4 protein-coding genes are annotated in these 11937 nt (G+C 64.9%); 1 reads left to right on the top strand and 3 read right to left on the bottom strand.

The annotated features are described in order from the left end of the window. Positions 1 to 540: 540 nt before the first annotated feature. Positions 541 to 7662, top strand: coding sequence for an FG-GAP-like repeat-containing protein (locus ABZT03_RS40765; RefSeq protein WP_356048805.1), 7122 nt, complete (start codon positions 541 to 543; stop codon positions 7660 to 7662). Between the two features lie 405 nt (positions 7663 to 8067). Here ABZT03_RS40765 and ABZT03_RS40760 read toward each other — a convergent pair whose 3' ends face one another. Genes ABZT03_RS40760 through ABZT03_RS40750 form a run of 3 tightly spaced genes read right to left on the bottom strand, consistent with a single transcriptional unit; the run spans position 8068 to position 11842 of the window. Then, positions 8068 to 8403, bottom strand: coding sequence for a Tn3 family transposase (locus ABZT03_RS40760; RefSeq protein ID WP_356048803.1), 336 nt, complete (start codon positions 8401 to 8403; stop codon positions 8068 to 8070). 40 nt (positions 8404 to 8443) lie between these two features. Beyond that, positions 8444 to 8896, bottom strand: a complete 453-nt coding sequence (locus ABZT03_RS40755; RefSeq protein ID WP_356048801.1) for a hypothetical protein — start codon at positions 8894 to 8896, stop codon at positions 8444 to 8446. A 48-nt stretch (positions 8897 to 8944) separates the two neighbouring features. Then, a complete protein-coding gene (locus ABZT03_RS40750; protein ID WP_356048807.1) occupies positions 8945 to 11842 on the bottom strand; it encodes a Tn3 family transposase in 2898 nt (965 codons plus the stop codon). Positions 11843 to 11937 lie beyond the last annotated feature (95 nt).

The raw sequence follows: 11937 nt of genomic DNA, 5'->3' as shown, positions 1-11937 counted from the left end.
CGTTGTACTTCGAGGGCCGTCCCACGTAGATCTTCACCTTCCTGGATCACCAAGATCCATTGTCAGGTGTGTCCACATCGCAGGGGTCACCTCAGCGTCACGCCTACCTTGGCAAGCGACACGCTGTCCACGGACTCGATCAGGTGATCAGTCGTACTCATCAGGTGACTCCTTCGAGGAGATCCACACCTGATTCATGACACTCCCTGACACGGCCCATCGAGGAGTCAGGAGAAGGCAGTCCTGGCCAGTCCTGGCCGTTGTCAAGTAGTTGAGTGGTGAGTACTCGAATGGTTGTGGCTATTTGGCTATATTCTGCTGGCCTGGCCGGAGGTGTGCCGCCTAGACAAAGCGGTGGATCCGTTTCGGTCAGTGTTATGGCGTGCCGCGTGGGGGTTTGGTGTCTCGTGTGGCTGTGCGGGTGCTGGCCTTTTTGTGGTGTGCCGGGAATGCCTCGAGTGAGGAATTTTTATGCATGCTCGTGTGAGACGTCGGGGGCGGTTGTCGTCCCGGTGGTTGGTGGGGGTTTCGTCGTGTGCGGTGCTGGCTGCGGTGGTGCCGGCGTTGGTGCCGGTGGCTGCGTTTGCGGCGGGTGGGGTGCCGGTGCCGAAGCATCGGTTGAATGTGCCCGGTTCGGTGTTGGGGAAGGGGGATAAGTCGGGTTTCCTGCCTGGTTCGGCGGGGGTGTCGCGGACGGGTGCGTTCACCTACCGGGTGGGTTTGGATGTGCCCGGGGGCCGGTTGGGGATGCAGCCGTCGCTGGGGTTGTCGTATTCCAGTGCGGGTGGGGATGGGCCGTTGGGTCTGGGTTGGTCGTTGTCGGGGGCGCCGTCGGCGATTACCCGGTGCGGGGCGGACCCGGATACCGAGGGTGTTCGTTCGGGTGTGCATTATGACCGGCACGACCGGTTCTGCCTGGACGGAAAGAAACTTGTTGCTGTGCCGGCTGCGGGTGATGTCGGTGCGGATTATGGTGGTAATGGCACGGAGTACCGTACCGAGGCCGGCGGTTTTTCGCAGATTTTGTCGACGAATGCGACAAATAATCTGGATCTCGGTCCGGACACGTTCACGGTGTCTGATAAGAGTGGTCGTATTCACACGTTTACAGCGCAGATTGCGGTGCGGGTGAATGAGACGCTGAGGCTGCATCAGGAGACCGGGTCGGCTACGGGTGATGCGGTGTGTGCTTATCCGCCGGATTCTGATCCGGCGTGTTATCACCGTAAGTCGTGGTCGGATGTGAAGAAGCTTGAGTCCGGGTCGCAGTCTCAGTCGACGCCGCGGGTGACGTGGCTGGAGACGAGTGAGAAGGACCGGTCGGGTAACGAGATCCGGTATTCTTACAACAAGACGATCGACTCGAATCCGGGTAATGAGTTCCTGGTTTCGAGGATTTCTTACACGTATGGTCCAGGCGGCAGGGATGCGGCCCGGTATGTGCAGTTCGATTATGAGAACCGGGCGGATACGTCGTTCCGGTATGTCAACGGGGTGCGGTACGCCGCTATGCAGCGGTTGAAGAAGATCAGTATGTTCGCGCCGAATCCGGGGGCGACGTCGCTGGTGCGGTCCTACGCCCTGGACTATGAGCCGATGGGCTCGGGTGCGGGGCAGCGGTCGCAGAGCATGTTGTCGCAGGTTCAGATGTGCGGCTCCGCGGGTGGGTGTGTGCCGGCGAAGAAGTTCACCTGGGCGGCCTCGCAGAAGCCGGCGTTCACGTCATCGGGTTCGCTGGGCGCGGTGAGTGTGAACACCAGTAGTTCGGCGGCTACGCCGCCGAGTGCGCACGTGGCCGACGTGGACGGCAACGGGCTGGACGATCTGGTGTTCAATCCGGGGGCGGATGCCGCGAATCCTGATGCCACGGTCCGGCTGGGCACCCGTGATTCCTCTACGGGGGCGGCCTCGCCGCTGGCGGAGAGCCACGCGCTCGACCAGGCTGCGGGGTGGCCGGCTAATGCCAGCCTGCGTGATACCCGGCCGGTGGACACCGATGGTGACGGCAAGGCGGAACTAGCGGTTGCCGACACGGTTTCCGGTCTGAATTCCGAGGCGAAGATCCTGCGCTGGGATGCGGCGAACCACAAGTTCGTCGATACCGGGGTGCATCTGCCGCTGGGCACCAAGTTCACTGACGCCAATCCGGCGTTCAGCGACTTCGGTGACGTCAACGGTGACGGCCTGCCGGACTTCATCGCCGGGGTCAAGCCGGGTCCGGGCAACCCTGACGGCAAAGGCATTTCGGTGTCGCTGAACAAGGGCGACGGCACCTTCGCCGCCCCGGTTATTGCCGCGAATCAGATTTCCGGTGCTTCGGGCCGTTGTCCGGGCAGTCAGGTCACCGATGTCGACGGTGACGGCCGCGCGGACATCCTGGTCGACAGGGAGGTTTGGGGGGTTGACAGCAGCGACGAGCCGCTGGCCCAGCACACGCCCACGGTTGCCAAGTGCGGTGTGGACTATGGCACCGTCGCCCTGAAGGCCGGCGATGACGGCAAGCTCACTCCGCTCCCGGACACTTCAGGTATGGCCCGGTTTGCGCCGTTGAACCCGCAGCAGAAGGAGTGGACCGACCACATCGTCCACTGCCCCGCTATGGCCGGATTCTTCTGCTATGGCGTGGATCCGCAGGAAACCGATGAGACGCACCCGAATGCGCTGTATGGGTCGAAGTCGGTTCAGGGTGACTTCAACGGTGACGGTCTGGATGACACGCTGACGCTGCCGGATCCGGGAGACACGGACTGGCTTCTTGATACCGGTGCAACCCGGCCGGGCAAGATTCTGTGGAATACCGGTAGCGGTTTGCACTATGACGGTACGACGGTGGACATCCCGCGGGACAAGCTGGCTGATCTGCGGGTGGGTGATGTCAACGGCGATGGCCGCGATGACATCGTGTCGTTCTACAACGACAAGTCGCACACCACCGACGCTGATGGTGACGGGGTGTTCGAAGCGGTTTCCGCGTATGGCACCGACCACATCAGTGTGCTGTTGGCGCAGGGTGGTGACCGCGGGTTCGTGAAGGACGATTTGGGGTCGGTGACGGCGGGGACGGCGGCGCCGAAGGTCGGCCGGGCTCTTGAGCAGTTGGGTGACTTCAATGGTGACGGGCGGCTCGACCTGGTCACCGCCGGCACACAGTTGAAGGTTCTCACCCAGAATGCGTCGGAGCCGGACCGGATCGTGAAGGTTTCCGATGAGGATGCCGGCTGGGACCGGGAGTCGGTGGTGTATTCCAACGATTTCACCGACCGGCCGCAGGATGAGAACGGCACGTGCGCGGGTCTGCTGGTGTGTCTTCGCGGGGGGATGCCGGTAGTGCGGCAGGTCACCTCGCGGGAGAACGCCTTCCAGTCCGGTGACCCGTCGGTTGTCACCTATTACGACTACTCCGATCCGGTCGCCCATGTCCGGCAGGGGTTTTTCGGGTTCGCCACGGTGCGGTCCTGGACTCCGTCCAAGCCGTCCCAGACGGTCACGACCTACGACGTGCGTACCTCCCCGGACGGTGGGCATCACTATCCGTTTGTCTCGATGCCGCACCAGGTCACCACTGTCACGCCGGTTTTGACGGCGGCGCAGGTGGCCGGTCAGCCGGCCACGGTGAGGGCGCGGGTGTCGCGCACCACGGCGAGCCCGGTGTTCCGTTCTTTGGGGGACAAGCGGTTCGCGGTGTTCCCGCACACGTCCACCGCCACGACCTGGGAAGACTCCTCGGTATCGGTGGACTGGGCGAGTGACCTCTCCGGCAGTGGACACGGCGCGGCGCATGTGAGCGGGGTGAATGATCCGGTGCAGGGGCAGACCACCCACCAGGTGGACAGTTCCAGCACGTATGACGACTACGGCAACCTCACCCACCAGCGGTCCGAGGTGGCCGGTGGTACCACTACCGATGTGAGGACCAGTTATGACCTGTCCGACAGCCGGGTAAGGGACTGGCTGACGGGTCTGCCGGACACGGCGGCCACCACCGCGTGGGAGCCGGGCGTCGATACCAGTGATGTGTCCAAGGGTGTCACCCGGCATGTGTCGTCCGCTTTTGACGGCAAGGGCCGGCTGGCCTCGGTGACGCATGAGAAGGGCAGCGCCGACACCTCGCTGACCGACACCACCAGTTATGAACTGGACGGCGGCCAGGCCGACGGCCCGGGTGTGGTCACCAAGACCACCGTGTCGGCGACCGGCCGGCCCGACCAGGTCACCCACCTCGAATACAGCCTGCCGGCGATCGGGAACCCCTCGGACCCGAACTACTTCCCCGGCGGGCAGCCCTTCCCCGGCCAGCCGGACGAGGAGATCACCCCGGTCCAGGAATGGGCCGAGCACTCCGACACCGGCCACCGGCCCTCGACCTGGCAGGCTGTTCAGCCCGCCTTCGGTGTGCCGGTGGCGAGCGAGGACATCAACGGCGTCAGCACCACCACCGTCCTGGATGACCTGGGCCGGCCGGTGCAGATTGCCGCCGACGGCACACGGAGCACGTCCATCGCCTACAACGGCAGCTTCGAGAATGGTGGCGGCCGCAACGGCAGCATCATCACCACCACCAGCGGCAGCCGGAAGGCCACCGTGGTCACCGACAGCGCCGGCGCCACCCGCACCACCACCGGCCCCGGCTTCGACAGCACCAGCGGCAAGGACAAGGTCGTCGCCACCAGCGACTACGACCGCTTCGGCCGGCAGATCTCCCAGACCCGCCCGGCGTTCACCGCCACCGGCGCGCCGACCGCGAGCACTGTGTTCGACTCCCTTGACCGGCCGGTGGCCAGCACCGCCTTCAACGGCAAAAAGTCCACCGTCGACTACGACTTCGCTGCCTCCACCACCACCGCCACCGACGCACTACAGCACGCCACCACCACCACCTACGACAACGACGGCCGCACCGTGAAGGTCGCCGCGCCGTTCACCGACGCCAAAAAGACCGCGCGCACCGCGTCCACCACCTACACCTACGCCCCGTTCGGTCTCATCCGCACCGTCACCGACGGCCAGGGCAACAAGACAGTCCACGACTACGACGTCCGCGGCCGCGAAACCCACCTGAGCGACCCCGACCGCGGGAACATGAGCGCCACCTACTACGGCACCGGCCTGCCCGCCACCACCGTCCACGACGGCACCGGCAACACCGGCAACAAAGCCACCTACACCTACGACGACCTCGGCCGCACCACCGGCATCGACGACTACAACGGGGTCACCAAGAAGACCGACACCACCACCTACACCTGGGACACCGCCGCCAACGGCAGCGGACAGCTGGCCTCCGCAACCTCCCCCGACAAAATCACCACCGACTTCGGCTACGACGACATGGGCCGGCCCGTCTCCACCAAGTACACCGACGGCACCATCGCCGCCCAGCCCACCTACCAGACCTCGCTCACCTACGACCCCACCACCGGCCTGCCCGCCACCCACAGCTACCCCATCCAGGGCGGCAGCCCCAACTTCATCACCCAAAACACCTACAACACCTACGACAACCTCACCGACATCTCCGACATCAGCGCCGCCGCCCCCGGCCAGAACCTGTGGCACACCGACGCCCGCAACGCCGACCACGCCCTGACCAAGGCCACCCTCGGCGCGGCCGGAAACCAGCAGATCACCCTGGACCGCACCTACGACAGCGACACCGGCCAGCTGCACACCATGACAGCGACCACGACCAACCCGGCCAGCACCCAACTCCAAAACCTCACCTACACCTACGGCGACACCGGCCTCATCACGTCCCGCAGCCAAAACGACTCCACCACCCCCGCCCGCACCGAAAGCTACGGCTACAACGAGATCAACCAGCTCACCAGCTGGGACCTCGATAACAACGGCACCAAGAAGACCACCGGCTACGACTACGACGAAGCTGGCAACCTCACCTCCATCACCACCCCCGCCGGCACCACCCAAACCCGCACCTACGGCGACACTCCCGCCCACCCCACCACCCGCCCCCGCACCCTGCTCTCCTACGCCACCGGCGGCGCCGGCGCGAAAGCCGTAGAGACCTACCAATACGACGGCCAAGGACGCCAGACCTCGGTCAAGGACGAAGCCGCCACCACCACCCGCAGCATCGACTACACCCCCTTCGACCTCCCCCACACCATCACCAGCGGCGGGAAAACCACCACCTTCTCCTACGACGCCTTCGGCAACCGCTTCAAAAAGACCGGCGGCAGCGACGGCACCATCCTCACCATCCCCGGCCTGTTCGAACAACGCACCGACACCACCGGCAAAACCACCAGCATCTACTACCTCACCGGCCCCGACGGCACCTACGCCCAAGCCGTCTACGACCACACCAGCAAAAAAACCAGCCTCGAATACCTCCTCACCGACCAGCAAGGCTCCACCACCGCCACCGCCACCACCACCCCCACAACAGCCACCACCACCGGCACCTACTACTACGCCCCCTACGGCGCCCGCATCACCGCCGCCGGCACCCCCACCACCAACACCACCGACGTCACCCACGGCTACACCGGCCACAACACCGACGAACCCCAAGGCCTCATCGACATGAACGGCCGCGAATACGACCCCACCCAAATCAACGTCCTCACCCCCGACCCCCTCGGCAAAAACCACCCCCACACCTACACCGGCAACGACCCCATCAACCACACCGACCCCACCGGATACGACTCCGTCCCCGGCACCCCCGACCCCACCACCTGCGAAGACTGCGGCGGCCTCAACCTAGACAACCCCTACAACCCCTACACCGGCGAAGGCGAAACCCCAGACGCCTACGGCAGCGCCACCACAACCCCCTGGACCTACACCGCACCCTCCTACGCCCCCGACACCCAAGCCCCCACCGGCCACTACTCCGACGAAGACAGCTACGGCAACGCCTGGGCCGGATCCGACTACCTCACCAACGAGGTAGCATCCATGCAAAACAGCGCCATGATCATCGCCCAGCCCATCGCCTCCGCCTTCCAAGCAGCAGCCGACTGGTGGGCAGGCATCTACGACTCCGGCCCCATCACCGGCGAAAACCCCTTCAACCCCCTCCAGACCATGGGCTACAGCACCACCCCCTGGTACGAAATCACCAACGGACAAGCCGTCCAAGCCGCCGCCACCGCCCTCAGCATCGCCGACCTCATGCTCCTCCCCGAAGGCGGCCTCCTCGCAGCTGATGCAGTAGCCCTTGCAAGGCGAGGTGAAAGCTTCATCGAACCGATAATGATCGATACCGATGAATTGGCTGGATTGTCAGGGAATACCACCTTTTATGGTACTGGTGATGGATCGGCGGCGATTTGCCGCCAATGCAACAATCTAGTCAGCTGGGATACTCAAACAACTGGACTAGCAGGGCGACAAGCGCTTCGAGATGTAATTCGATCGAACCCAGCAGTCTCCATATCCATAGGTAGTGGGGTCGAGGGAATCGGAAATGGCGGAATTGTCATCAACGCTATTGGTCGCGATTTCCTAATGGCCGACCAGGCGATGGCCCAAGAGATCGCGGCCGAAACAGGTAGCTCGATCAGTGTTTATGATGTGGCAAATCGACAGCAAGCAGCAGAATTTGGTCGGCTAGCATCACTGGCGCGAAATTCTACCCAAGGATCTCAAATTGTAATCAAGAACTGGTGTTACAGCACACTAGCGTGCGACTAATTTCCGTGAATGGGGCGAGTGCACCTACGTATCCTCGATCGGGTGACAGCCTCGGCGGGGCACAGTACCGATCCAGCAGATCGGACGGCTGGTCAACGCCCGAGCTCAGTGGCAGCTCCGCAAGGTGATCCGTCGCCCGAGGTTGACTGTGCCCTCATCTGCAGTGCGACTCGGCTCCTGCAGGCGCAGCCATCACCCGATCGGTGGACAAACTGAAAGAGGCTCACTGAACCTCTTTCATCCTGGACTCTGAGGAGCGAATCGGGCTGGTCAGGTGGGGTGACGTGGCGAAGCCCCTCGTCGTTGGTGTGGTGATCTCACTCAACACGCCGACGGCCGGGGGGCTTCGTTGGTTCCGTAAACTTCCATGCTCGACGTCCCGCACGAGCTGGTCGAGCGGCACTGTCAACTTGAGAACAATGACGCGGTCATGCCAGGAATTCCTGCGTCCATGGCCCCGATGCGGAGCAAAATCTCTCGCAACGGGATGTTTTCGGCGTGGCGGCCCGGAAGGTTTGCTGGCATGTGCATGACGCACGTGCTCAAGTTGACAATGCCCTCGGCCTTGTTGGTGGCCTTCTGGATCTGTTCGCGCAGCGCGGGGTCCGATACGTAGCGCAGCAGCACGGCGGTGCGTACGGCGCGGCCGACCTCGCGGAAGACCTGGGAGCTGCTCTGTTGTATGACTGCACCCTGCTGTGAATACGTAGAGTGATGACAGGATGGCGATCGGCCTCGCATCGATCTTTGATTGGTTGCCCCTTGTGAAACGCGCGATGCTTCATCCGGGCGTGTGGGCGACAAGACGGAAATTCGCCCGGGGCCCGACCATCGTGAAGTGCGCGGGCTTCCCTGTCTCTTCCGGCTGCCATCCAGCCGAGATGCCCGCGCGGATGAGGTCGGCCACCAGACCAGGCGTGATGGACTGAAGGTTGAACTGACTGGCGGTCTTGTCGCCCCGGGCGCGCGCCGTTGCAGTTTCGCTGAAGTGCAGCCAGGGGTTCTCGAACTTCATGGAAATGATGAGTTGCCGCTGTCGGCCTGGCCCGTCCAGCCAGGCGCGAACAGCGACGTGCCAGGGATCGAGCTCACGTACTGTCCAGCCGTACTTGTATGCGTCTACGCAAATCTTGCGTGGTGGTCTCGGTGTCACAAGATGACGATACGGCCGGCGCTGCGACTGGTGGGCTCTGTCGTTTTTGAGGGCGGCTGCGGCATACGTCTCGTCGATCAAGGTCCACCAGGTTGTGGGGGTTCATGCAGGTGACCCCGGGATCCCGGTTCAGACTGACATTGGGGCCTCGCCTTGACCGGTGGCCTGGAGGGTGGGGTTGTAGGCGGCTGGGGGTACGTGGAGCCGGTTGGTGGTGTAGTCGCCGAAGCGGAGGACGTTCTCGCGCCGGTAGGGACTGAGTACCGCCAAATCGTTCGTGTGGAGGGTCCAGCCTTCGTGGGCCATCCAGGACAGTGTCTCGGTCATGTCGATCGTGGTCGAAAAGATGACGCTGCCGGCGAGGAGGTCGAGGAACTTGATCGCCTTGTCCTGCAACTCCGGGTCGCGGCTGGCCAGCCAGCCCGCGTTGCCGAAGTGCAGCCACTTCGTGAAGCCGTTGTACGCCTCGGCCTTGTTCGTGGCTCGCTGGATCTGCTCCCGCAGTGCCGGATCCGACAAATAGCGCAGCAGTACGACGGTGCGTACGGCACGCCCGACCTCTCGGAACGCCTGGTAGATCTGGTTCTTCCGTGACCGGTTGTTCAGGCGCCGCAGCAGCGTCACCGACGAGACCGTGCCCTGCTTGACGGAGAGGGCGACCTGCATGAGGTCGGGCCAGTGGTGGCGGATCAGCTGCCAGTCGATCGCGGTGCGGGGGTCGGTGGAGAACAGCGGGTCGATGTGCCGGTAGCGCACTGTCGGGTCGGGGCGGTGGAAGGTGAGGTCCTGGAAGTTGCGGATCCTGGGCAGCAGGTCGATCCCCAGGACGTGGGCGAGGCCGAAGACAGGGAACGACTGCCCTTGCGTGTCTGCATGCACCTGCTCCGGGCGGGCGACCGACTGGTTCTGCAGCAGGGAGTCGATCAAGTAGACGGCCTCCCAAACTCCACAGGGTACGAATCTGGAGAAGAGCGCGACGTAGGTGTCGGCGACCAGGTGATGGGCGATGCCGCCGTACCCGCCGTAGCGGATCGAGGTCTCGGCCAGGAGATTGTCGACGGCGGCGTCCATCATGGTGCCGTCCACCGCCGCGACCGATCCGTCGCCCCATGTCCGGACGAGATCCAGGTCGAGATGGGCATCGACCACATCGGCGCCGGCCCGGGCCAGGTTCCTCGGCGTGCAGTGGCGCTTCGCGATCGCGGCCAGCTCGTGCGCCGAGACGGTGCTCATGTGCCGGGCGGCCTGCGTCGCCCCGAGTCCGGAGCCGTAGGTGAACGCGGTGACCACGTACCGGGCCAGCGGGTTCTTCAGCTTCGGATCCGATCCCGACAGGGGGCCGAGGCGGTGCCACCAGCCGGTCCAGTGCGCCGCCCGGGCGAGGTGCTCCAGGATGCCCCGGGCCGGCAGCCGCCGGTCCAGTTCGGCCTCCAGCGCCGCCGCTGAGGCGGTGCGCTCCTCGCCGACACGCCGCTTGAGCGATGGCACGCCCGTGGCCGGGTCGATGCTCAGGTCGGCGTTGTCCGGATACCCGGCGTCCACCTCATCCGCGATACGGGTGAGCTGCTGCTTAAGGTTGTCCACGAAGCCGTCGGCGGTCGCGGGGATGCCTGCCTGCTCGCAGAACTGCGGTATCTGCGGCTCCACCTGGCCCCAGGGCAAGAGCATCGTCGTCCAGTCGCCGAAGTCCTCCGCGCCGACCACCGCGATGTCCCCGCAGCGGAGCTCCTCGACGCGGTAGGTGAAGACCATGGCCTCGAAGTGCCGGCGCACCAGCATCCCGGGCCGGTCCTTCGCATACACCGTCGCGCGCCACTGCTGCGAGGCGAACGACAGATCCAACGGCCCGCCGTCACCCGTGCCGACGGGGATCACCTCGCGGGTCAGGTGCCGGTGGGCGACGGCGTGCTCAAGGGCGTCCAGCACACTGCGGTCCCGGGAGGTGGGCACGAAGGTGAGGGTGCGGGCGAGCTTGAACATCGTCGGCCGGTCCGGACGAAAGAACCGTTCCACCAACGGCGTCCAGTTCCCGCCCCGATACGCCGCCAGCGCCTCGATCTCCGCGAGCTGCGCCTCGAAACCGCCACCGTCCTCCACCACCTCACGGATATGCTTCACCGCCAACGCGTCGTCCAGACTGTCCTGACCGCTCTGCCCGGCATGCTCGTCGACGACATGCTCCTTGAGTACCGTGAGCACGTCCCGGTAGGCGATCAGCAGCTGCTCGGTAGAGGCCTTGTGTCGCTGTTCCAGGGCCGTGAGCTCCTCCTGGGCCCGCTTGGCGTGCCGGGCCATCCGCTTCGCGAGCATCACCGCGAACTCGTCCCGCGCCCGCGCCCTGGCCTTCGCCACCGTGCAGGCCAGCAGCGCGGTCCGCCGTGGCTCGGAGATGTCCAGCATCTCGCCGACCGACAGCACCCGGGCCTGCTCCGCGAACGCGCTGATCTTCGCGGCGGCGATACCCTCGACCCAGCCCGCCGCGTCACCAAGGCCGTCAACCAGGTCGACGCGTTCGCCGTGCTGCCGATACCTTGACCACGTCGCCCGCCGCCCTGGTTCCTTGATCGAATCGAACGGGCTGTGGCGCTCGCCGTCCGGCACCACCAGCAGCCCGGCCAGACGGTCCCGAGCCGAACCCACCCGCTCGGCGATCCGGGCGCAGATCTCGCCCTCGACCCGGGTCCTGACCGAGCCCGCCATCCGGTCCAGCGTCGAGAAGCCCAACAGTTCCAGACCTGCGCGGACGATCTCCTCCAGTGCGACGTTCACCAGGTCCACCACCGAGGCCCGGACCGGCGCCGCCTCCTCCATCGCGACCTCGGCGATCGCACGGGCCCGGACCGGATTGTGCACCAGGCCCAGGTACGCCCGGACCCAGGCGCGGTAGCGCTTCGCGGTCCGCTCCTCAACCGTCGGCATGGCATCTTCCGGCAGACCGGCCGCGCCACGCACACGGGCGACGACCAGCGCCGGGACCTCGGCGAGACCCGGGAAGTAGCCCAGCCGGGCACACGACTTCAGCAACACCAACCTCGGATATTCAGCGGCTGAGGTGATCTGATCGGGTATCAGCAGAAGGTGCCCGTGGCCTGCGAGGATGCGAGTGTTGAGGTCGTATCCGG

Origin of the sequence: Streptomyces sp. NPDC005574, from assembly GCF_040605435.1 — a bacterium.
Lineage (GTDB): Bacteria > Actinomycetota > Actinomycetes > Streptomycetales > Streptomycetaceae > Streptomyces.
Note: the sequence above shows the minus strand (reverse complement) of the source record. Positions and strands in the feature narration are given on the sequence as shown.

Coding starts and splice junctions, on each gene's coding strand:
- ABZT03_RS40760 (WP_356048803.1), bottom strand. CDS start 8,403: ATGCGAGGCCGATCGCCATCCTGTCATCACTCTACGTATTCACAGCAG.